The 22,135-nt window shown below is 65.7% G+C and carries 16 protein-coding genes; 8 read left to right on the forward strand and 8 right to left on the reverse strand.

Annotated elements, in window-relative coordinates; genetic code table 11:
* Positions 1-4,011 (forward strand): ATP-dependent RNA helicase HrpA (hrpA, locus tag CR105_RS17645; RefSeq protein WP_370660693.1); only part of this gene is annotated, 4,011 nt, incomplete at its 5' end.
* Between the two features lie 65 nt (positions 4,012-4,076).
* Here the strand turns inward: hrpA and CR105_RS17650 are convergent.
* Entirely contained in the window at positions 4,077-4,658 is a 582-nt protein-coding gene (locus CR105_RS17650) for a PRC-barrel domain-containing protein (RefSeq protein ID WP_099790561.1), read from the reverse strand.
* A 284-nt stretch (positions 4,659-4,942) separates the two neighbouring features.
* Here CR105_RS17650 and CR105_RS17655 point away from each other — a divergent pair, with 284 nt between their 5' ends.
* Entirely contained in the window at positions 4,943-6,076 is a 1,134-nt protein-coding gene (locus CR105_RS17655) for an extracellular catalytic domain type 1 short-chain-length polyhydroxyalkanoate depolymerase (RefSeq protein WP_099790563.1), read from the forward strand.
* Here CR105_RS17655 and hepT read toward each other — a convergent pair.
* The 3 genes from hepT to CR105_RS17670 form a co-directional block, all read right to left on the reverse strand.
* Positions 6,056-6,487, reverse strand: a complete 432-nt coding sequence (hepT, locus tag CR105_RS17660; protein WP_099790565.1) for a type VII toxin-antitoxin system HepT family RNase toxin — start codon at positions 6,485-6,487, stop codon at positions 6,056-6,058. The genes CR105_RS17655 and hepT overlap by 21 nt on opposite strands.
* Positions 6,488-6,513: 26 nt before the next feature.
* Positions 6,514-7,770 carry a putative Na+/H+ antiporter gene (locus CR105_RS17665; protein ID WP_370660694.1) on the reverse strand — a complete coding sequence of 419 codons (1,257 nt, stop codon included), beginning with the start codon at positions 7,768-7,770 and terminating at the stop codon, positions 6,514-6,516.
* Positions 7,771-8,040: 270 nt separating this feature from the next.
* The gene (locus CR105_RS17670; RefSeq protein WP_099790569.1) at positions 8,041-10,137 is read right to left on the reverse strand and encodes a TonB-dependent receptor; all 2,097 of its coding nucleotides are present in this window, start codon (positions 10,135-10,137) and stop codon (positions 8,041-8,043) included.
* Between the two features lie 273 nt (positions 10,138-10,410).
* Between CR105_RS17670 and CR105_RS17675 the strand changes: the two genes are divergently transcribed.
* The 4 genes from CR105_RS17675 (at position 10,411) to CR105_RS17690 (ending at position 15,507) form a co-directional block, all read left to right on the forward strand.
* Entirely contained in the window at positions 10,411-10,914 is a 504-nt protein-coding gene (locus CR105_RS17675; RefSeq protein WP_099790571.1) for a sodium:calcium antiporter, read from the forward strand.
* Between the two features lie 32 nt (positions 10,915-10,946).
* A complete protein-coding gene (gene mbhE / locus CR105_RS17680) occupies positions 10,947-13,289 on the forward strand; it encodes a hydrogen gas-evolving membrane-bound hydrogenase subunit E (protein WP_099790573.1) in 2,343 nt (780 codons plus the stop codon).
* Between the two features lie 99 nt (positions 13,290-13,388).
* Positions 13,389-14,096, forward strand: coding sequence for a translesion DNA synthesis-associated protein ImuA (imuA, locus tag CR105_RS17685; RefSeq protein WP_099790575.1), 708 nt, complete (start codon positions 13,389-13,391; stop codon positions 14,094-14,096).
* Positions 14,026-15,507, forward strand: coding sequence for a Y-family DNA polymerase (locus CR105_RS17690; protein ID WP_099790577.1), 1,482 nt, complete (start codon positions 14,026-14,028; stop codon positions 15,505-15,507). The genes imuA and CR105_RS17690 overlap by 71 nt, the downstream gene beginning before the upstream one ends.
* Positions 15,508-15,555: 48 nt before the next feature.
* On the opposite strand, the gene CR105_RS17695 is transcribed toward CR105_RS17690, so the two are convergent.
* Positions 15,556-16,854, reverse strand: a complete 1,299-nt coding sequence (locus CR105_RS17695; RefSeq protein ID WP_099790579.1) for a type II toxin-antitoxin system HipA family toxin — start codon at positions 16,852-16,854, stop codon at positions 15,556-15,558.
* Positions 16,847-17,140, reverse strand: coding sequence for a helix-turn-helix domain-containing protein (locus CR105_RS17700; RefSeq protein WP_099790581.1), 294 nt, complete (start codon positions 17,138-17,140; stop codon positions 16,847-16,849). Before CR105_RS17700 ends, CR105_RS17695 begins: the two co-directional genes overlap by 8 nt.
* Before the next feature lie 284 nt (positions 17,141-17,424).
* On the opposite strand from CR105_RS17700, the gene CR105_RS17705 reads away from it, so the two are divergent.
* Complete coding sequence (locus tag CR105_RS17705; RefSeq protein ID WP_099790583.1) at positions 17,425-18,183, forward strand: alpha/beta hydrolase family protein; 759 nt, start codon at positions 17,425-17,427, stop codon at positions 18,181-18,183.
* Positions 18,184-18,262: 79 nt separating this feature from the next.
* Here the strand turns inward: CR105_RS17705 and CR105_RS17710 are convergent, their stop codons facing one another.
* Together CR105_RS17710 and CR105_RS17715 are read right to left on the reverse strand one after the other, a co-directional pair.
* On the reverse strand, positions 18,263-20,674 hold the full coding sequence (locus tag CR105_RS17710) for an ABC transporter permease (protein ID WP_099790585.1): 2,412 nt from the start codon (positions 20,672-20,674) through the stop codon (positions 18,263-18,265).
* Positions 20,671-21,384 carry an ABC transporter ATP-binding protein gene (locus CR105_RS17715; protein ID WP_099790587.1) on the reverse strand — a complete coding sequence of 238 codons (714 nt, stop codon included), beginning with the start codon at positions 21,382-21,384 and terminating at the stop codon, positions 20,671-20,673. The genes CR105_RS17710 and CR105_RS17715 overlap by 4 nt, the downstream gene beginning before the upstream one ends.
* A gap of 118 nt (positions 21,385-21,502) precedes the next feature.
* Here CR105_RS17715 and CR105_RS17720 point away from each other — a divergent pair, with 118 nt between their 5' ends.
* A complete protein-coding gene (locus tag CR105_RS17720) occupies positions 21,503-22,075 on the forward strand; it encodes a TetR/AcrR family transcriptional regulator (protein ID WP_099790589.1) in 573 nt (190 codons plus the stop codon).
* The last annotated feature ends 60 nt before the right edge of the window (positions 22,076-22,135 follow it).

The raw sequence follows: 22,135 nt of genomic DNA on the forward strand, positions 1-22,135 counted from the left end.
CAGCCGCGCGCGCAGCAGACGCCACGTGCTCCGCGCGCGCCGCAGGAGCCGCGGGCCGGCCAGCCGCCGGGCGAGCCGCGCCCGCCGCGTGAACCGCGTGCGCCGCAAGAGCCGCGTGCCGGCCAGCCGCCGCGCGAAGCCCGGCCGCCACGCGGCGAGGTCGCGCGCACGCCGCTGCCGCCGATTACCTTCCCCGAGGAGCTGCCGGTATCGGGCCGGCGCGCCGACATCGCCCGCGCGATCATGGAAAACCAGGTCATCATCGTGTCCGGCGAGACCGGCTCGGGCAAGACCACCCAGCTGCCGAAGATCTGTCTTGAGCTCGGACGCGGTCAGAAAGGCATGATTGGCCACACCCAGCCGCGCCGGATCGCGGCGTCGTCGACCGCCAAGCGGATCGCCCAGGAACTCGGCTCGCCGCTCGGCGTGCACGTCGGCTTCAAGGTGCGCTTCACCGACACGCTGCAGCCGGGCGCCTCGGTCAAGCTGATGACCGACGGTATCCTGCTGGCCGAGACCCAGACCGACCCGCTGCTGAAGAACTACGACACCATCATCATCGACGAGGCGCACGAACGCAGCCTGAACATCGACTTCCTGCTCGGCTACTTGAAGCAGCTGCTGCCGCGCCGGCCCGACCTGAAAGTGATCATCACGTCGGCGACGATCGACGCCGACCGCTTCGCGCGCCACTTCGGCGTCGGCGGCAAGCTCGCGCCGGTAATCGAAGTATCGGGCCGCCTGTACGCGGTCGAAGTGCGCTACCGCCCGGTCGAGCGCGACCAGGTCTTGAGCGGCGCGCCGGACACCGGCAAGCCGCTGCCGAAGGCGCAGGCCGCGCGCGAAAAGCGCGACCTGATGGACGCGGTGGTCGACGCCGTCGATGAACTGTGCCGGCTCGGCTCCGGCGACGTGCTGGTGTTCCTGCCGGGCGAGCGCGAAATTCGCGACTGCGCCGAAGCGCTGCGCAAGCACCATCCGCCGCATGTCGAAATCCTGCCGCTGTTCGCCCGCCTGTCGGTCGAGGAGCAGGAGCGCGTCTTCAAGATCAGTAACGCGCGCCGCATCGTGTTGGCCACCAACGTCGCCGAAACGTCACTGACGGTGCCGGGCATCCGCTACGTCGTCGACGCGGGTCTCGCGCGCGTAAAGCGCTACAGCTTCCGCAACAAGGTCGAGCAGCTGCAGGTCGAGCCGATCGCGCAGTCGGCCGCCAACCAGCGCGCCGGCCGTTGCGGCCGCGTCGCCGACGGCGTCGCCATCCGACTGTACGAAGAAAAGGACTTCCTCGAGCGGCCGAAATTTACCGAGCCGGAGATCCTGCGCTCCTCACTGGCGGCGGTCATCCTGCGCATGAAGGCGCTGCACCTGACCGACGTCGAGACGTTCCCCTTCATCGAGCCGCCGCAGGGCAGGGCGATCGCCGACGGCTACCAGCTGCTGCAGGAAGTGGGCGCCGTCGACGACACCAATGGGCTCACGCCGCTCGGCCACAAGCTGGCCAAGCTGCCGCTGGACCCGCGCGTGGGCCGCATGATCCTGGCCGCGCTGGAAAACGCCTGCCTCACCGAGATGCTGATCATCGCCTCCGCGCTGTCGGTGCAGGATCCGCGCGACCGCCCGATGGAACACCAGCAGGCGGCCGACGAAGCGCATAAAAAGTTCGCCGACGAGAAGTCCGAGTTCCTCACTTATATCAAGATCTGGCGCTGGTTCGAGCAAGCCATCGAGCACAAGAAAACCAACCGCCAGCTGCAGGAAACCTGCCGCGCCAATTTCCTGTCGCAGGTGCGCCTGCGCGAGTGGCGCGACGTTCATTCGCAGCTGCTCACCATCGTCAAGGAGCAGGGCTGGCGCCTCAACGAGCTGCCGGCCACTTACGAGAACCTGCACACCGCGCTGCTCACCGGCCTGCTGGGGAACATCGGCTTCAAGAGCGACGACGAGCCGGGCGCCGGCTACCTCGGCGCGCGCGGCATCCGCTTTCACGTCTGGCCAGGCTCCTCGCTGATCAAGAAACCCGGCAAGTGGGTAATGGCGGCCGAACTGGTCGACACCACGCGCCTGTACGCGCGCACCGTCGCCAATATCCAGCCCGAGTGGGTCGAGCGCGTCGGCGCCCACCTGCTGAAAAAATCGTGGGGCGAACCACGCTGGGAAAAGCGCGCCGCGCAGGTCACCGCATCCGAACGCGCCACCTTGTATGGCCTGGTGGTGTACAGCCAGCGCCGCATCAACTACGGCCAGTTCAATCCGTTCGAGGCGCGCGCGATCTTCATCCAGGAGGCGCTGGTCGGCGGCGACTACGACACGCGCGCGCCGTTCTTCGCCCATAACCACAAGCTGGTCAAGGAAATCGAGAACCTGGAGCACAAGTCGCGCCGGCTCGACGTGCTGGTGGACGACCACCTGATCGCCGCCTTCTACGACAAGCTCATTCCCGCCGACGTGGTCAACGGCGCCGGCTTCGAAGCCTGGCACAAGCTCGTTACGCGTGACGATCCGAAACTGCTGTTTCTCAATCGCGAAGAGCTGATGCGCCATGAGGCGGCCGGGGTCACCACCGAGCTGTTCCCCAAAACGCTGACCGTCACCGGCATCGAGATGGGCCTTACTTACCACTTCGAGCCAGGCAGCGTGCGCGATGGTGTCACCTTGGCGGTGCCGCTGTTTGCGCTGAACCAGCTGCCGCGCGAGCGCGTCGAGTGGCTGGTGCCCGGCATGCTGAAGGAGAAGGTGCACCTGCTGCTCAAATCGCTGCCGCAAAAGCTGCGCCGCCATTGCGTGCCGCTGCCGGACTACGCCGCGCGCTTCTGCGATCGGATGCAGGACGCCGGCATGTTCGGCCGCGGCGACCTGGTCGACGCCATCATCGCCGACATCCGCAGCCAGACCAGCCTGGCCGTGTTGACCACTGACTTCAAGGTCGAGACGCTGCCGGCTCACCACTTCATGAACTTCAAGGTCATCGACGAGCATGGCCGCCAGCTTGACATGGGCCGCAACCTGGCCACGCTGCAGGCCGAATTCGGCGGCCAGGCGCGCCAGAGCTTCCAGAAGCTGGCCGAGGCCACCGCGCAGACCGTGGCCGAGCCGGTCGTCGCGGCGCCGGTCAAAGGGAAGGGCGTAGCGCCGGCGGCCGCAGCAGCGCCGGTCGTCAGCGCCCACACCGGGCTGACGTCGTGGACCTTCGGCGAGCTGCCCGAGCTGCTTGAAATCGTGCAGGGCAAGCTGACCCTGATCGGCTTCCCGGCGCTGGTCGACAAGGGCGCACACTGCGACCTCGAAGTGTTCGACGACCCGACGGTCGCGGCGCGCACCCACCGCATCGGCCTGCGCCGCCTGTTCGCGCTGCAGCTCAAGGAGCAGCTCAAGTTCATCGAGAAGAACATCCCGTCGATGCAGCAGATGGGCATGCAGTTCATGGCGCTCGGCTCGCAGGAGGAGTTGCGCGACCAGATCATCCAGAAAGCGATCGACATCGCCTGCCTGCAGGATCCGCTGCCGACCGACGCCGCCTCGTTCAACAAGCGCAAGGACGAGGGCAAGTCACGCCTTGGCCTCCTGGTCAACGAGATCGCGCGGCTGGTGTCGCAGGTGCTGACCGAATTCCATGGCCTGCCGAAAAAGCTGCAGGGCGTGCAGCCGGCGGCGGCGGCCGACGTGCAGGCGCAGTTGCAGGCGCTGGTGCACAAGCGCTTCGTCACCGAGACCGACTACGCGCAGCTGGCGCATTTTCCGCGCTACCTGAAGGCGATCAACGTGCGGATCGAAAAGCTGCGCGGCGATCCGGCGCGCGACGCCAAGTCGATGGCCGAGTGGACTGGCGCTGCCAGCCAGTTCCTGCGCATCTCCAAGGTACAGGCCGGCAAGAATACCGACCCGCGCATGACCGAGTTTCGCTGGATGCTGGAGGAATTGCGCGTGTCGCTGTTCGCGCAGGAGCTGCGCACGCCGATGCCGGTATCGGCCAAGCGGCTGCAAAAGGTGTGGGAGTCGATGCAGCGGTAGGAGCAGGGGTCTGACCCCAAACGGCGGCTCAGACCCCTGCTGCCGCAGCGTCAACACGCGTGCAATTACAGGCCGTCACCGCCTCCGGCGCCGCTCCTGGGCGCGCCGCTGCCGCCGGCCATGCCGCTGCCGGTGCTGGCCGCGGTGCCCGCATGCCCGGCGCCCATGCTGCCGGCGCCGGCGCCCATGCCCGTGCCTGCGCTCATGCCACCCATCGGCATGCTACCGGCTTGCATGCTGCCGCTGCGCGAAGCGTCGGTGCCATCGAAGGTGTGAATCTGGTTGGTCCAGGTGACGTCGGTCATGTCGGGCCAGGCGTCGGGATCGAAGCCGGGCGCCGACTCGAGGCGATCCTTGCTGATGTCGAGCACGAAGCGCTTGTTGACCGTGTCGAGCTGCAATGCCTGCCAAGGCACGGCGAACAGTTTTGTGCCGAGGCCGAGCATGCCGCCAAACGACAGTACGGCGTAGGCCACCTGGCCGCTGCGCATGTCGAGCATGATTTCCTTGATGTCGCCGAGGTCTTCGTCGCTGCGGTTGACGACGTCCTCGCCCATCAGGGTGCCGGCGCCCATCAGTTCTGGGCCGGGCCCCGACTTGTCATATCGTTTGTACATTCCGTATGTGTCGCTGTCTTCGAAAGTCATGGTACGTCTCCTTAATGGAATGTGGGTGTAGCCGGATCAATCGTGCCGGGCTTGACCGGGCAGTGCCTGCCAGCGCGATTTGTTGCGTTCTCGCACCTATGCGCGCCAACGCACAGAACGACGATGTGGCGCTCGCTATGCTTGTAAAAAAACACGGAGGCAACCCAAATGATGTTCGTCAATGCGCGCTGCAACAACGCTGGCCCACTCGGCAAATCGATCCCAACCCGCTCGTTTGCCGCGGAATTGTTTGCGCGCTTGAATTCACCCATAACCAGGTTCCGATGGTAAAAACAAGCAATCCCTGGCTGCGCGGCTTGCTGCGCGCCGGGAAGAAGCAGCAACGTTCGGTGGCCCGCGTCATCGGTACGTTGCTGGCGCCACCCAAGCCGGCGGCCCGGGCCAAGCCCAAGCCGCGGCCAAAGGCGCCTGCCGCCGCCGTGCCCGCCACGGTTGCGCCGCTGAAATCAAAGCGTGCCACAACGGCTGCGCCGGCGCCCCAGCCTGCCGCGCCCGCCACGGGCAAGTGGCTCGCCTCTTATCTCTCCGGCGTGTCCGAGCGCGGCGCGCTGCGCCGCATGAGCTACTGGTTGTATCTGCCCGACCATCCTCCCGCCGACTCCGCCGCCGGCCTGCCGCTGATTGTCATGCTGCACGGCTGCGAGCAGACCGCCACCTTGTTTGCCCAGGGCACGCGCATGAACCAGCTGGCAGAGACGGCCGGCTACGCGGTGCTGTATCCGCAGCAATCGGTCAGCAGCCATCGCCACCGCTGCTGGAAATGGTTCGACCGCGCGACCCAGCAGGGCGGCGGCGACGTGCCGATGATCGTCGGCATCATCAACAAGGTGCGCGCCAACTATCCGATCGACGGTTCGCGCATCTATATCTGCGGGATTTCGGCCGGTGCCGCAATGGCCAATATCGTTGCCCTCAACCATCCCGACCTGTTTGCCGGGCTCGGGCTGCATTCGGGGCCGAGTTTCGGCGGCGCCCACAGCACCATCGGCGCGCTGACGCTGATGCAGCATGGCGCCGGCACGCGGGTCGACGGCCCGATCGCCGAAGTGCTGGGCCGGCGCGACCAGTTCCATCCGTTGCCCACCATCCTGATCCATGGCGAGGACGACCCCGTCGTGCGTCCCATTAACCTCGCGCACCTGACGCGCCAGGCCATGATGGTGAATAATCTGGCACCCGATAGCCCCGAGCAGGTGGCCGAGAAGGTCAAGGGAGGGCGCTCCTACCAGTTGCGTGACGTCTACAGCGGGCGCAAGGTGATGCTGCGGGTGGCGCGCGTGGCCGAACTGAAGCACGCCTGGAGCGGCGGCGACGAACGGGTATCGTTCAATTCGGCGCCCGGTCCTGACGCCAGCAAGATGATGCTCGAATTCTTTTCAAGGCACCGGCGCGCCTGAGGCGGCGTTGCGCGCCACCAGGGTGTTGGCGAAGGTCTGCAGCTCGTCGAGCCCGCGCTTGATGATGGTCACCAGCGCCGGCAGCGGCGCGGCCTGGTAATCCCATTCGGCACGGCAAAATTCGCCGGTGCGCTTGAGCTCTTCGGCCAGCCCGGCGTCGATCCAGCCGGCTTCGTGCAGCAGCGTAAACACCGCGCGCTCGTCGGCTGGGGTACCCAGCGCGCAGGCGCCGATGACGTAGTCGCCCATTTCCACCGCCGCCTCCCAGGCGCGCACCACGTTGAGCGTGGCCGCGTCCTGACGCGTGATGTCGCCCACAAATGTGGTCGGATCCTTCTCGTATTCTTCGCGGGCGCGGCGCACGGCGCGTGCGATTGTCGCCGTTTTGCTTACCAATACTGCATCGTCCATGCTCGCCTCCGGTCAGGTTTGACGCCTTATACAAGGAAAAGTGCCGCTGCCACCGCAGTCGGCATCAGCGCGCCGAGGAACAGGCCGACCGCGCCGATCGATTCGTCGTTGAAGCCGCGCTTGAGGAGCGCCGCGCCGGCCGGGTTGGGCGCGTTGGCGATGACTGTCAGGCCACCACCGGCAACCGCGCCGGCCACCAGCATGTATTTTTCGTGGTCGGACAGGCCGATGATCAGCGAGCCGAGGTAGGTCAGCGCTGCATTGTCGGTAATTGCGGTCAGCCCCAGCGCGCCGAAGAACAGTGCGGTCGGCCCCAGGCTCGACACCACCGGCTGCAGCCACCATTGCTGCATGCCTCCCAGCACCACCAGCCCCGCCAGGAAAAAACCCACCAGCAAGCCTTCCTTCAGGATCAGCGGATCCTGGTAGCGCTGGTACGATTGCGTAAACCCGAGGAACATCAAGAACACGCCGAGGAACAGCACAGGATGATGGGCCAGCAGCACCACCGCGGCCAGGAACGCCAGGTGAATCAGCGCGACCAGGCGCGGCATGCGCGGCACCAGTTCGGGCGACGTCGCTTCGGCGGAGGCCGTGTAAGGTTCGGCCTCGAGGTGGCGGCGCAGCAGCACGATGGCGCCGGTGGCATTGATACACACCGCCAGCGCGGCCTTCCAGCCGAAGGTGGCGGCCATGAAGGCGCTGTCCCAGCCCCAGGTGCCTGCCACCATCAGCACCGGCGGCGCGGCGTAGGCGGTCAGGGTGCCGCCGATCGAGACGTTGACGAACAGCACGCCAAGAGCGCCGTACTTGAGCCATTCGGGTACGTGTGGACGAAAGATCTGCGGTGCCAGCATCAGCGCGGCCAGCGTCATCGCGGCCGGCTCGGTAACGAGCGAACCGGCCAGCGGCACCAGCGCCAGCCCGAGCCACGCCAGCGCCAGTTCGGTGCGCACTGGCGCCAGGCGCGCGAGCATGCCGAGCAGGGCGCGCACGCTGTCGAGCACCGGCCGCGACGCCGCCACCACCATGACGACGAAGACGAACAGCGGCTCGGTATATTGGCGCGATTCGGCGTAGTCGATGGCCGCCTGCGGCCCCGACAGCAGCGCCATCGCCATGATCAGCAGGAAGGCCCAGAAGCCGAATACCACCTCGACTTCGCCCAGCAGGTCGAACAGGCCGGCGTGGCGCGGGTGGCGGTGGGCCAGCAGGTCGAATGCCTTGGCCGAGAAAGTGTGGATCAGCGCGCAGGCGAACAGCACCGCGCCGACTACTTGCATGGTGTCCACGAAGGCTATTTCCGGCGCCGGCGCAGCGAGGCCGGCGCGAACAGCATTGAGGATATCTTCATTCTAAAACCTTAACAATACGGTCAGCTATTATGCCGTATCGCGCGGTGAACCTTTCTACTTTGCTTAGATTTCGATCGAGCACAGCAAGGCCGTCGTTTGGCCAAACCGGGTTCCGGTGCGACCGGCTTTGCGGGGACGTCGCGTGCGTTTAATGACAAACGGCGCCCCGCGGGGCGCCGTTGACGATCATGCCAGCGCTCAGAAACTGGCGAACAGCGACAGTTTTGCGCTGCGCGGGGCGCCCGGCGTGATGTTGTTGTCGTTGTGGGCAGATGCCCAGTACTTTTTGTCCAGCAGGTTTTCCACGTTCAGCTGCAGGCGATACTGTTTGCTGAGACGGTAATAGATGGCGCCGTCGACACGGGTGAACGACGGCAGCGTCACCGTGTTCGAGGTCGAGGTGGCCAGGCTATCCCGATACACCACGCCCAAGGCCACGCCGAGCTGATCGTCGATGTCGTAGCGGTTCCACAGAGAGAAGGCGTGCTTCGGCACCATCGCCAGCCTGGCGCCGGAACGCACCGTGGCGGACTGGTCGGCCGTCAACTTGGCGTCCTGGTAGGCGTAGCCGCCCATTACGCTCCAGGCCTGCGTCACCTGGCCTGACAATGCCAGTTCGACGCCCTTGGTGGTCTGGCCGTCGACCAGCACGCTGCTGCCGGCGGCAGCACCGGGCACGACGACATTGGTGCGGTCGAGCTGGTAGATCGCGGCCGTGGCCGACAGTGCCGGGCTCACGTCCCACTTCATGCCGACTTCGACGTTGTCGAATTTCTCAGGATCGAATGCGCGGTTGCTGGCGGTCAGCGAGGTGAGCTGATCGCCGGCGCGTGGCACATAGGCGCGGCTGTAGCTGGCGTACAGCGACATCGCTTCCATCGGCTTGTAGATCAGGCCGGCGCGCGGCGATACCGGCGTGTCGGTCACGTCAAAGGTCGCGTTGCTGGTGGCCAGACGGTTGTTGAAGTCGACGCTGAAGCGGTCGTAGCGCAAGCCTGCCACTGCCTGCCACTGTGGCGAGAACACGATCTGATCCTGCACATACACCGAGGCGACATTGGCGATACTGTCGTTGCTGGTGATCAGGGTCGGAAAGCTGATCGCGCCGGTGTACACCGGACTGGTCGCTGGCACGCTCGAGTTGTCCGCAAACACGCCAGCGCGACGCAGGTTATCGGTTTCCTGGCGGCCAAACTCGACCCCGGCGGCGACCTTGTGGGTCACGCTGCCGGTCGCGATCGAGAACGTCAGGTCGGTCTGGTTGAAGCTGTTGCTGCGCTCGGTGGCGTCGTAATAGGCGCCCAGGGCGAGCCGGCCGGTACTCGGGCTCACGGCGCTGTTGGCGTAGACGTTCTGGTAGAACTTGTCATAGTGGGCAATCCGGGTGCGGTTGCGCAGCACCACGTTGTTGCCGAAATCATGCTTCAGGTAGGCCGAGAAAGCGTTCACGCGCACGCCGGTCGGACTCAGCTCGGCGCTGCCAAAGAAGGCCGACGGATCGGTATCGTAGGGACGCCCGCTCAGCGAGGGCACGCCGCGGTCGGCGATGCGGTCGTCACGGAAGTGCTCGTAAGCGAGGTTGATGGTGGTGTTCTTGCCGGCGCGCAGCGTCATCGTTGGATTGATGCCCTTGCGCTCGAGTTCCACGCCATTGCGGTAGCTCTCCGATTGCTCGGCCAAGGCATTCACGCGCACCGCCACGTCGTCGCTGATGGCGCCGCCGACGTCGACGGCGGCGCGCCGGTGACCGTAGCTGCCGACGCTGGCGCTTGCCGTGCGTACCGGTGCCCAGCCGGCCTCCTTGCTGACCCGGTTGATCACGCCGCCCGAGCCGCCACGGCCAAAGATCATCGCGCTGGCGCCTTTGATGGCCTCGACGCTGTCGATATTGTAGAAGTCGCGATAGTACTGCACGTCGTCGCGCACGCCGTCGACATAGAAATCGCTGGTCGAACTGTTGCCGCGGAAGACCGCGGCATCGCGATTGCCTTCGCCTTGGGCTGCAACGATGCCCGGCACATACAAGATGGCGTCGGCGATGCTCTGCATGGCCTGGTCGTTCATCAGCTGGCGCGTGATCACGGTAACCGACTGCGGCGTATCGCGCAGCAGCGTGTCGGTCTTCATCGCCGAGGCCGAGGTTTTTTCAACATAGCCACTGTCGGCAGAGCCGATCACTGTGACGACAGGCATGACGGCTGTGTTTTCCTGCGCAAAGGCGGCGCTGGTGACGAAGGTGCTGGCGATAGCGAGGGCGAGCCGTGTCGGCCGGCTAAATGGGAATGGCGAGGTCATGGTTTTATTTGAACTGGAATGATAATGAGAATGAGAACAATTCGCAATACTAATACAAGACATGTTTGCTGACAAGTGGGAAGTGCCGTATTTGCACCGCGGCCCGTCTGCGCAGGCCGGCAGCGCCAGCGCAGTGTCCGGTCATCAGGCGCGCCGTCCGGCATCGAAGGCTCGTATAAGTGATGAACAAGCGCCAGGGAGCGACGGCAGCGCCCGGCGGCGTGCCGTCTGGCGTCTCGCATTGCCGACCAAACGTGGGAAGGGGACGCATCGATGGAACTGCTTTGGTTCTTGCTCGGACTGGTTCTGCTTGTCGTCGGCGCCGAGGCGCTGGTGCGCGGTGCTTCCGCGCTCGCGCTGCCAGAGGTGGCCACGTCGATCATCGCGGCGCTGCGCGGCCAGCGCGACATCGCGGTCGGCAATGTGGTGGGAAGCAACGTGTTCAACATTCTCGGCGTGCTCGGTCTGTCGTCCCTGGTCAGCCCGGCGGGGATCGCGGTCGCTCCCTCGGTGCTGGCGTTCGACCTGCCGGTCATGATCGCGGTGATGCTCGCCTGCCTGCCGATCTTCTTCACCGGCAGCCTGATTGCGCGCTGGGAAGGCGCCATGTTTCTGGGGTTGTACGCCGCTTACATGGCCTATGTGCTGCTGGCCGCCCAGCAGCATGACGCGTTGCGCCCGTACAGCGCCGTGATGGCGACGGCGGTGCTGCCGCTGGTCGCCCTGACGCTGGCGGGCATCGCCTGGCGCGAGTGGCAAGGCCGGCGCGGCGGCTGAATCAGGGTTCTGTTTCTCGACAGGAAAACGACATGATCCATGCAGTGCTTCCGCAGGCAAAACCGGCGATATGGATCCGCTGGGCCTGGCTGCTGCCGCTGGCGCTGTTACCGGCGGTGGCCGGCCTGCCCGGCGAGCCTGCAAGCTGGTCCGTGCCATGGGTGGCGCCGCTCGACATCCGCCTCGGCTTCGCCGCCGATGGCCTGGCGCGGCTGTTCCTGCTGCTCGTGTGCGGCGTCGGCGCGGCGGTGTTGGCCTATACCCCCGGCTACCTGCGCGGCCATGCCCGCCTCGGTCAATTGATGGGCCTGCTCATCGCCTTCACGCTGGCCATGCTGGGGGCAATCCTGGCCGACGACCTGCTGCTGCTGCTGCTGTTCTGGGAGGCCACCAGTGTGCTGTCGTTCCTGCTGGTCGGCTTCGACCACGACAACCAGGACAGTCGCGACAGCGCGCGCCAGGCGCTGCTGGTCACCGGTGCCGGCGGGCTGGCGCTGCTTGCCGGCATCGTCCTGATCCTGCTGGCCGCACCCGGTCTGCGGCTGCGCGACCTGGCCCAGCTCGATCCGGCCGTGCTGGGCGATGGCGGCTTCCAAGCGGGGGTGGCGCTGGTGCTGGCCGGCGCCATGACCAAGTCGGCCCAGTTCCCTTTCCACTTCTGGCTGCCGGGCGCGATGGCCGCGCCGACGCCGGTGTCGGCCTATCTGCATTCGGCCACGATGGTCAACCTCGGCGTGTATGTGATGGCCCGCTTCGACGAGGCAATGGGCGCGGTCCCCTGGTGGGAAGCTGCCTTGCTGTCGATCGGCACGATCACCGCGCTGTGGGGCGCGGTGCAGGCGCCGCGCGAACGCGACCTGAAGCGCATCCTGGCATGGTCCACCGTCTCCACGCTGGGAACGCTGACGGTGCTGATCGGCCTGCCCAACGAACTGGGCGCGCTCGCCTTCGCCGCCACGCTGCTGGCCCACGCGCTGTACAAGGCGCCGCTGTTCTTCGTCGCCGGCAACGTCGACCATGCCATCGGAACGCGCTTGATCGACCGGCTGCGCGGGCTGCGCCATGGCATGCCGGCAACCGCGCTGGCGGCCGTGCTGGCGGGCCTGTCGATGGCCGGGTTGCCGGCCACGGTCGGCTTTATCGCCAAGGACAGCATCAAGGCCGCCAAGGAAGTGAGCGGGGTGCTGTGGCTGGTCGAAGGCGCCAGCCTGCTGGTCAGTACCGTCGGCGTGGCGGTCGCCAGCGTGGCGGCGGTGCGCATCTTCTTCGGCCGCCTGGTCCATCCGCCAGGGCGCGCGCCGCACGAGGGCGGCTGGCGGCTGACGCTGCCGCCGCTGGCGCTTGCCGGCGTTGGCATCGCGCTCGGGCTGTTCCCGGCGCTGGCCGAACTGCTGGTGACGGACGCGGCGCGGATGATTTCACCGGCGCTGCAGCGCGCCGACGCGTCGTTGCAACCGGCATGGCTGCTACGCCTCGAGAGCTTCGCCGCGGTGTGGGCGGTCGGCGCGGCCGTGTACCTCGGCTGGGACCGCCTGTACCGGCTGTTTCACCGGCTGCGCCACCTCGACCATTCCGGCCCCGCCGCCGCTTACGACGCCGCGCTGCGCGGCTTGAAACACGGCTCCGGCGTGCTGGCGCGTGGCCTGCAGGCGCGCCGCCTGGGCCGCTACCTCGGCGTCAGCGCTGCCGCCACGGTGGTGTTGGCCGCGCCGTGGGTCGCCGCGCTGACGTTCCCACCACCGGCGGCGCTCATGGCCGCTGACGCCGGCGTGCTGGTCGGCTGTGTCACCCTCGTCGCCGGCGCCGTGCTGGCCGTGCGCGCGCGCGACACGCTGCAGCGCCTGCTTGGCGCCGGCGCGGTCGGCACCGGCAGCGCGGTGGTGTTTCTGTTTCGCGGCGCGCCCGACCTGGCCTTGACCCAGCTCGCCGTCGAGACGGTGTTCGTGGTGGTGGCCGCGGTGGCGTTGCGCCGCTACCGCCAGCGCCAGGGCGCCGGCGACAGCGCGCGCGGCGATGGCTGGCGCGCCGGCGTCGCGCTGGCGTTCGGCCTGCTGCTGGGCGCGGTGCTGCTGGCGCTGTCGGGCCGGCCGCTCGACGCCGCGATGGCGGACTATTTCCTCGCGCACAGCGTGCCGCAGGCGCATGGGCGCAACGTCGTCAATGTCATCATCGTCGACTTCCGCGCCCTCGACACGCTCGGCGAGATCGCCGTCGTCCTGCTGGCGGCCGTGGCGGCATGGCCGCTGGCGCGCCGCACGCGCTGGCGCGCGCCGCGGCGTCGAGGGCCGACGTTGAAGAACCGAACTGACTCAGTTCGCCTCCTTTTATCGACCCAGGCATGGCCGGCTGGGCGTGTGCATGTGCCAGATGGATAAGCCCAAGTCAAGCTGCCGCGCACAATAAAAGATAGGCCTTGCCAAACCTGGATCCGAATAGTACTGTGTATTCATACAGTAGTTTTAAGCGGATCCACCATGACACTTCATCAATCTATTGCCTCGCCTGAGGCCTTGCACCCTTCGCTCTGGCTGGCCTCGCAGCTGGCCCATTCTACCGCGCGCTGCGTCGATACCGGCCATCCGGCGCTGTCGGCGCAGCTGCCTGGCGGCGGCTGGCCGACCGGCACCCTGATTGACCTGATGCAGCAGCAGCCCGGCATCGGCGAACTGCGTCTGCTGCGTCCGGCCCTGGTGGCGGCGGCGCGGCGCCGCATAGTGCTGCTGCAGCCGCCCCATCCGCCGCAGGCGCTGGCGCTGGCCGCGCTCGGGCTGGCGCCGTCGCAGCTGGTGTGGGTGCGCACCAGCCGCAGCAGCGACGCGCTGTGGGCGGCCGAACAGGTGCTGCGCAGCGGCAGTTGCGGCGCCGTGCTGTTCTGGCAAAACCACGCCCGCGGCGAAACCTTGCGCCGGCTGCACCTTGCCGCGCAAAGCGGCGAAACGCTGTTTTTCATGCTGCGCCCGCTGGCGGCCGCGCAAGACAGTTCGCCGGCGCCGCTGCGGTTGTCGCTGCGGCCAGCCGCCGGCGGCCTCAACATCGAATTCGTAAAACGCCGGGGACCGCAGCGCGATGCGCCGCTGTTCCTGCCCCTGACTCCTTCTTTACTGCAGCGCCATGCGTCTTTGGATCGGGCTCTACCTGCCCCAGTTACCGCTCGAAGTGTTCTGCCCGAACTGGTCCAGTGACAGTGCCAGCGTCGTGCTCGAACAGGAACGGGTGCTGGCCGTGTCGCCGGCCGCGCAGGCTGCCGGCGTGCAGGCCGGCATGCGGCGCGGCGGCGTGCTCATGCTCATGCCCGAGGCCAAATTGTACGAGCGCACCGCCGAGCGCGAGGCCGAGGCGCTGCATGCGGTAGCGATGGCGCTGCTGCAGTACACGCCGTTGGTGGCGCAGGCCGAGGAATCGACCCTGCTGATCGACATCGGCGCCAGTTTGCGCCTGTTCGGTGGCATCCGCGCGCTGTGCCGGCGCATCCGCGCCAACCTGCGCGCGCTCGGCTTTACCGCGCAGCTCAGCTGCGCGCCGACTGCGCGCGGCGCCTGGATGCTGGCGCGCCATGGCGGCGCGCGTACCATCAAGATGGCCTCGCTGGTGCGCCGGCTCGACCGGCTGCCGAGCGCCTTGCCGCCGCCGGCGCGCCCGTTCGCCGCCTGGTTCGAAGGCATCGGCTGCTTCAGTCTGGGCGACATGCGGCGCCTGCCGCGGCCCGGGCTGCAGCGGCGCTGCGGCCGGCCGCTGCTCGATATCCTCGACGCCGCCTACGGCATGACGCCGGAGCTGTTTGACTGGATCGAGGCGCCCACCACCTTCAGCGCCAAGCTCGAACTGTTCGACCGCGTCGAAAACGCCGAGGCGTTGCTGTTCGGCGCCCACCGGCTGCTGCTGCAACTGACCGGCTGGCTGTGCGCGCGCCAGCTGGCGGTCGAACGCATCACCTTGCAGCTCGAGCACGAGCGTGGCCGGGTCGCGCGCGCGCCGACCCTGATCGAAATCGTGCTCGCCGAGCCCACCTGGCGCGACGACCACCTGGTGCGCCTGCTCAAGGAGCGGCTCGGCAAGCAGGTGCTCGAGGCGCCGGTCATCGGCCTGTGCCTCGAGGCGCTGCAGGTGCAGGCGATGGCGCCGCCGAGCGACTCGCTGTTTCCCGAGCCGGGCGGCAGCGAACAGGACCAGCTGCGCATGCTCGAACTGCTGGTGGCGCGGCTGGGGCCGGAAAACGTGCTGCAGGCCGCGCCGCAAGCCGATTACCGGCCGGAGCTGGCCAACGTCTGGGTGCCGGTGCAACAAAAGATCCGCGCGGCGGTGCGCGATGCGCAGATGCCGCCCGACGTGCTCAGCCTGCCGCGTCCGACCTGGCTGCTGGCCAAGCCGATCGCACTGCTGATGCGCAATCACCGGCCGTTCTACGGTTCGCCGCTCAAAATGGCGTCGACGCCGGAGCGGATCGAGGCCGGCTGGTGGAGCCAGTCGCAAACGCGCGACTATTTCATCGCCGAAGGGGAGGATCACGCGCATTACTGGGTATACCGCGAGCGCATCGTCGGCGCCCAGCAAGACAGCGAGCCGCGCTGGTTCCTGCACGGCCTGTTCGGCTGAGTGCGCGCGCGACGAAGCGAACGGCGAGGTCGACGTGCAGCAGGCGCGCTATTTCGCCAGCGGCAGCGTGGCCAGCCGGTCTAGAATCTCGGTGCGCACCGCCGCCGGCGCGTTCAACTTCGCCAGCGCGTCCGGCCACACTTGCTTGGCCAGGTTGACGGTCTGCTTGACCGCCGCCTTGGCAATGCGCTCGGAGATGCCGGCACTCTTGGCTACGGCAAGGTAGTCGTCGACCGTTTCCTTGCGCTGGTACTTGTCGATGGCAACGTTGGTGCCGAATCCCTGGAAGCCCGGCAGCGCCGCGACGCACACGATGTCGTAGGCCGGCGAAAGTTCGGGCATCACGCCGTTGTGATAGAGCACGGAGAAGTTTTTCAGGTGCGCGTCCGAATTGCCCAGCAGTGTGTTCACTACTTGGCGAATGAAGAACTGGCGCACGTCCTCGATGCCGCGGGTGCTGAAGCGGTTGAGCACCTGCACCAGGCGAACGAAGTATTCGCGGCCGGCGTACTTCTGGCCCGGCATCAGGCGAAGCAGCTGGCATGCATCTTCCATGTGCACCGCGCTGCCGGGACCACGGTCGAACCGGTCAACCGCCAGGAAATGCGTGTCCGGACCCAGGGCCGCCACCAGCTCGTCGCGACCGACCATTTCCCGCATCGGCACAGTGCGGCACTGCGCGATGTTCACGCCGGCCTGCGCGGCCAGCTGCATGCTCGCATATTCGTTGAAGACCTGCGAGTCGTCACCCTTGGCCGGTAGTTTGGCAACGAGGTCCGAGAGCGTGCCCTTGACCGGCATGCAGTAGCGCTGGCCGTTGTGTGCGCTCGACAGCGCCAGCTTGTCTTGGATGCCCGACAGCGACGCGGCGCCCTCGGCCGCCTGCTCCGGCACACCGATTTCGAGGTGGTCGGAGCCACCCGTGACGCCGAATGCCCTTGCAATTGCCGTGAGCTTGTTCAGCACGGCCGGCCGCACCTGGACCGCGCCTGGCAAATCCTCGCCGGCGGCGGCCAGCACGCCGAAGTCATCCATGTCGCGGGGGTCCTTGCGCGTTGCCGCGAGGCGCCGGCGAAGCGCGCCCTCCGGCAGCAGGCCGGCGAAGAACGGGGGCAGCTCGCCACGCTCACGGTAGACCGCCTGGTCGAAGTAGTTGGTCATGGTCTTGCGGGTCAGCTCGTCCTCGCCGGGTACCGTCATCGAAATCGACAAGGTAGGCCGGCGGGCGTTCGCCACATATTCGTCCGTTGCAACGAAGCGCGTGACGCGCCCGGCTTCGCACAGCCAGCCGATATGCTGACCTTGCAGGAAGACGTCCAGGTAGCGCGGCATGAGCTCGCTACTCATTGGCGCCAGCTCCGAACAGCTGGTCGACGGTCGACGGCGCCTGGTCGGGGCCGATGGCCTTACCGGACAGCAGCCGCTGCACTTCGGGAAGCAGATGCTTGGGCACCAGCACCCAAGTAGCGTCGAGCGCGTCTGCCAGTGCTTCGAGTGTGCCGGTTTTCGCCTCCGACTTTCCGCTCAGCAGTTTGCTGATGCTCGACGTCGCGATGCCCGTGACGTCGTGAATCTGCTGCAAGGTACGGCCCGATCGCGTGCGGCGGGCGCTGAGAAGTTCCGAGAGTTTCATAGCGTCGAGACTAAATTTAGTTATTCATCTTAGCGTTAAGACTAACATAATCCGCGTCGACAAAGGGCTAAATTTGCTTCTACACTAATATTATGAGACATTTTTATTGTTAAAGCTAAATCTGCCGATCGCCAGAAAAAGGAAAATGCCATCTGAATTGTGCTCGGAATAAGCGAGCCGCGCTGGTTCCTGCACGGCCTGTTCGGTTGAGTGCGCACACTTGCCGATCGTGAAGATATGGCGCACAGTGCAACAAACAATACCAATGGAAGCGGGGGCCGGACATGCGAAGCGAACGACAGGATTTTCCCGGAGCGGAAGGCCAGCAGCTAGCGGCGCGGCTCGATGCGCCGGACGGCCCGATCAGGGCCTACGCCCTGTTTGCCCACTGTTTCACCTGTGGCAAGGATGTGTTCGCGGCAAGCCGCATCGCGCAGGCGCTCACCGAGCATGGCATCGCGGTGCTGCGTTTCGACTTCACCGGGCTGGGCGCCAGCGAAGGCGAGTTCGCCAACACCAACTTCTCGTCGAACGTGGCCGACCTGGTCGCGGCTGCCGACTTTCTGCGCACCAGCAAGCAGGCGCCGCGCATCCTGATCGGCCACAGCCTGGGCGGCGCGGCGGTGCTGTCGGCGGCCGCGGCGGTGCCTGAAGTGCAGGCAGTGGTCACCTTGGCCGCGCCAAGCGACCCCGAGCACGTTCGCGGTTTGCTGGGCCATTCCTTGGGCGCGATCGAAGAGAGCGGCGAGGCCGACGTGCAACTGGCCGGGCGGCCTTTCAAGATCAAGCGCCAGTTCCTGATCGACGCGGCCAGCCATCATTTGACGCAGAAGATATCCACCCTGAAGCGGGCGCTGCTGGTGATGCATTCGCCGCGCGACGCGACGGTCGACATCAGCAATGCCTTGACGATTTTTTCAGCGGCAAAGCACCCGAAGAGTTTCATCTCGCTCGACGACGCCGATCACCTGCTCGCGCGCAGGGAAGACGCGACATACGTGGCGGCGATGATCGCCGTGTGGAGCGAGCGGTACTTGAAATAGCGTACTTCAAGTAGACCGCATTACAGGAGTCGCAAAGCAATCACCGGATCGCTGGCCCCAGGCTGCTGCCGCGTTGTTCTCACGCGTATTGCCACTCCTGGGTTTGCTTGATCGTAAGCCTTGCGGCACGCGTCGCCGGAATGTAACTGGCCACCAACGCTGCCGACACGGCCACTGCAAACCAGAGGGCAACTGCGACCGGTGACAACTGTAGCGAGATGTTCTGGTTGGAAATGGATGCCAGCATTGCACCCACCGCTGCCGAGGGCATCGCTGCGACCGCGACCGCGGCCAGCGCGCTGGCGAACGCGGTCAGTATTCCCTCATACAGTACGCTGCGTACCACCGCGCCTGAAGAAGCGCCAAGCGCGCGCATCACACCGAATTCCCTGGTTCGTTCCAGCACGCTGTTGCCAAGCGATGAGGCAAGTCCGAGCAGGCCGACCACGGCCATCATGGTTGCAATAAATCCAAGCGCCCATACCAGGATATATATGTGCGCCCCCTGCGCTGCCGAAAACGATGTTTCGGTCAGCGAGGTTTTTACGCTGACGCCACCTGCCGCCAGGGCTGTGATGACCGTTGACGCAGCCGATGGAACTTGCGCTTTGTCAATGAGCGAGATTCGCACCGCATTGACGGCGCCACCGGAGCCGGTGGTCTCGGCAAAGTCCGCCGGCGACACGTAGACCGCGCCTGGCGCCAGGATGTCTCGCACAATGCCCACCACTTTGAACGTTCGTGTCTGCTCCTCAATCTTCACGGTGATCATGCCGCCGACTTTAGCGCCAGGAAATACCGTTGACAGTGCTTGATGATTTAGTACTGCGGCGCCCCTGTCTTCAGGCCGCAGCCAGCGACCGGCAAGCATGTTCAAGGCGACCAATGTCGTATCGGCAGGGGCGGCGCGTAACGAGAAGCTGCCATGCCCACCGTCGGGGTAGCGGCGTGATATGGAAATGCCGCCTTCCCCGGCGAGCGCTGCCGGCGCAATGCTCCATCCCTCCGCCCGCCGTACCGCCGCAATGGCGCCGATCAACCCCATCAGGCGATCGGACGGCGCGGCTTCGTCCAATCGCAGCTCAAGGTCGAACTTGCGATCGGCCGCAGCCTGGGCGACATTGTTTTCCCAGGCTGCCCGCAGGTTCATGCTGGTTAAGAACATCGCGCCTGCGCCCGACAGCAACAAGATGGTCATCAAGAATCGGGAACGCCGCCGCAGCACGTTACGCAGGGCAAGCGTGAAAGCAGGATCGCGCACAGCGGCGCGCTGGAGCCAGCGCCGTGTCCACGCAGCGCCCGGCGTGTCGCGGCTGACGTCCCGGTCCTGCATCGCCGACTGCACTGTCAAGCGAGTGGCCGCAAGGATAGGCGCCAGCGCTGCGGCCAGCGGGGCTGCGACACCGAGGACGATGGTCGCTGCGTACAGGTGCCAGGGAAGGGCCATGCTGGCAATGCGCAGATTGAGTAGTTCCGCCACAGCGGCCACCAATGCGCGCCCGCCCATCACGCCAAGCGGCAACGCGACGACAAGAGCGAGGCCCGCGAGAGCGCCGATCATGCCAAGATACAGGCCCGACAGCTGAAGCCGGCTCGCGCCGATTGCCTTCATGATAGCCATCTGGCGCACCTGCTGGCTGAGCAGTCCGCTGATGATCGTTGCGGTCAGTACACTACCGAGCAGCAGCACAAGCAGACTGAATATGAATAGCATCAGCAGCACGGTATTCATCTGGGACTGATGCGGATGCTGCATCGGCGGCGGAATACGCACTTCATGCACCTGAACGCCACGCGCCTGCAGCCACTGAGACAGCCCGCGCGCTGTAATTTCGATGGCAGCGCTATCGGCGGTCCCATGGGCGACGACGATCTTGAGCAAGTTCAGAGGCACCTGTTCGCCGAAGCGCGCCAGCGTTGCCGGTGTTGCATAGCCATAAAGGACTTGCTCCTGGCGCGCCGGTGCGAGCCCCGGATCGTGGACCACGCCGCCAACGACAATACGATGGCTTCCCGCGCGCCGAAACTCGACGGTCAGGCTTTGCCCGAGCGCCCCTGCCGACAAGCCAAGCGCACTACGCTCGATGAGCAGTGTCCCTGCGGGCGGGGGCCAGCTGCCGGCCTCCCGACCCAGCGTATTGATGCGCAATTGCGCAAAGTCGGGAACAACAAATATGCGCATAGGTAACCATTTACCCGGCGCGATCTCAACACGCGCCGTGGTAGTCGCGGCGAGTTCTGCAGCCGCAATATTGGGCCGACGCGCAATCTGCTCCAGCAGATCGGCATCGATCTGGCCAACCGTCTCTAGCTGCGCCGATGCAGGGTTGGTGTCGTTATAGTTTCGCGGGACCTCGCGCGCCAGCACGGTGTAGGCGCCAAGCATGGTAACGACCGCGGCAATACTGACGGCAAGCGCCAGAACGACCATCAGCAGGCGGCCTCGTGCAAGGCGTACATCGCGCAGGATCTTGATCCAGCGCGGGCTCATTTGTTTGCCCTCGGCGACTGCACATCGCTGGTGATGATACCGTCGCACAGCGTGATGGTGCGAGTAAAAAACCGGGCGAAGTCGTGTTCATGGGTAACGATAATGAGCGTCCTGCCTTCCTTCGCGAGCGCGGCGAGCAAAGACATCACATCGTCGGCAGTGGCCGAATCGAGATTTCCGGTTGGCTCATCGGCGACTAGGATCGGCGGATCGTTGGCCAACGCACGCGCGATCGCAGCCCGCTGCTGCTGGCCGCCCGACAGGTCAGCCGGCAGTTTGTCGGCCTGGTCGGCAATCCCAAGCCGCTCCAGCAGCGCCATGGCACGCGGACGGCGCTCGGCGCGTGCGAAGGTGGCGCAAAAATCCATCGGCAGCATCACGTTCTCGGCGACGGTCAATGTCGGCAGCAATTGAAAGAATTGAAAAATCACGCCCACATGACGGCCGCGCCACGCCGTCAGCGCGTTTTGCGACATGCTGTGTATCGGGTTGCCGCCAATGTAGATCGTTCCCGTGCTTGGGCTGTCAATTCCGGTGAGTAAATTGGTCAAGGTGGTTTTACCGCTGCCCGATTTACCGACCACGGCCACGCATTCACCTGCGCCGATATCAATGCTGACGCCGGAAAGTGCGGCAAACCGGCGTGAACCGGTGATGTAGTCGCGGCCGATGTTCTCCAGAACGATCTGTCCTGACTGGTTGGTTCTCATGCATGTTCCTTGTTGTTGTTAGGAATATGGAACATACTGTTCGGAAGATGAAAAGGCCCGAACAGAGCGCATTGTTTTGTTCGCTGTGGAATAGCTCTATGAGATATGTTCGAGAACGATGGCAGACAAGATAGACCGCCGGGTTCGGCAGACGCGCGCAGCGCTGCTCAATGCGCTGCCCGCACTCATGATGGAGCGGGGATACGAGCGCATCACGATTCAGAATCTGCTCGAACGCGCCGATGTGGGGCGCGCCACGTTTTACGCCCATTTCGACAGCAAGGATGACCTGCTCGCCGGCAGCGTGGCGAATCTGCGTACGTGGCTCGTTCAAGCATGGCGCACCGAGCCGGACCAGCGGCTGGGATTCACGCTACCGTTATTTCAGCATCTGGCATCGCACCGCGCGATCTACGAAAAATCGATCGCGCCGGCGAGCGAAATGTCGGTCGAGCGGCATGTCCGCCAGATGCTCGATGGATTGGTGCGCGAAGATTTGGCGAATCGCCGCGGACAAGGTGCGCAGGCTGCCGCTGTGGAGCTGGCAGTGCATTACGTCATTGGTGCGCTATGGTCGATCATCGTCTGGTGGGTGGCAAGCGGCATGCGTCTGCCCCCGGCCGAGATCAATGCGATTTTTCAGCGGCTTGCGTTCCCAGGGCTCGATGTGACACTGGGCGAGAAACTGTAGCAGGGCTGTAAGCGGCAACGGGCGAGCCGCGAGGAGGACGGCTGCCAAACTGCAGATGCA

Origin of the sequence: Massilia eurypsychrophila, assembly GCF_002760655.1 — a bacterium.
In the GTDB taxonomy this organism is placed as follows: Bacteria; Pseudomonadota; Gammaproteobacteria; order Burkholderiales; family Burkholderiaceae_D; genus JAFCUW01.

Coding starts and splice junctions, on each gene's coding strand:
- CR105_RS17695 (WP_099790579.1), bottom strand. CDS start 16,854: ATGAGTAGCGAGCTCATGCCGCGCTACCTGGACGTCTTCCTGCAAGGT.
- CR105_RS17720 (WP_099790589.1), top strand. CDS start 21,503: ATGGCAGACAAGATAGACCGCCGGGTTCGGCAGACGCGCGCAGCGCTG.
- hepT (WP_099790565.1), bottom strand. CDS start 6,487: ATGGACGATGCAGTATTGGTAAGCAAAACGGCGACAATCGCACGCGCC.
- CR105_RS17705 (WP_099790583.1), top strand. CDS start 17,425: ATGCGAAGCGAACGACAGGATTTTCCCGGAGCGGAAGGCCAGCAGCTA.
- mbhE (WP_099790573.1), top strand. CDS start 10,947: ATGATCCATGCAGTGCTTCCGCAGGCAAAACCGGCGATATGGATCCGC.
- CR105_RS17690 (WP_099790577.1), top strand. CDS start 14,026: ATGCGTCTTTGGATCGGGCTCTACCTGCCCCAGTTACCGCTCGAAGTG.
- CR105_RS17700 (WP_099790581.1), bottom strand. CDS start 17,140: ATGAAACTCTCGGAACTTCTCAGCGCCCGCCGCACGCGATCGGGCCGT.
- CR105_RS17655 (WP_099790563.1), top strand. CDS start 4,943: ATGGTAAAAACAAGCAATCCCTGGCTGCGCGGCTTGCTGCGCGCCGGG.
- CR105_RS17650 (WP_099790561.1), bottom strand. CDS start 4,658: ATGACTTTCGAAGACAGCGACACATACGGAATGTACAAACGATATGAC.
- CR105_RS17715 (WP_099790587.1), bottom strand. CDS start 21,384: ATGAGAACCAACCAGTCAGGACAGATCGTTCTGGAGAACATCGGCCGC.
- imuA (WP_099790575.1), top strand. CDS start 13,389: ATGACACTTCATCAATCTATTGCCTCGCCTGAGGCCTTGCACCCTTCG.
- CR105_RS17670 (WP_099790569.1), bottom strand. CDS start 10,137: ATGACCTCGCCATTCCCATTTAGCCGGCCGACACGGCTCGCCCTCGCT.
- CR105_RS17675 (WP_099790571.1), top strand. CDS start 10,411: ATGGAACTGCTTTGGTTCTTGCTCGGACTGGTTCTGCTTGTCGTCGGC.
- CR105_RS17710 (WP_099790585.1), bottom strand. CDS start 20,674: ATGAGCCCGCGCTGGATCAAGATCCTGCGCGATGTACGCCTTGCACGA.
- CR105_RS17665 (WP_370660694.1), bottom strand. CDS start 7,770: ATGCAAGTAGTCGGCGCGGTGCTGTTCGCCTGCGCGCTGATCCACACT.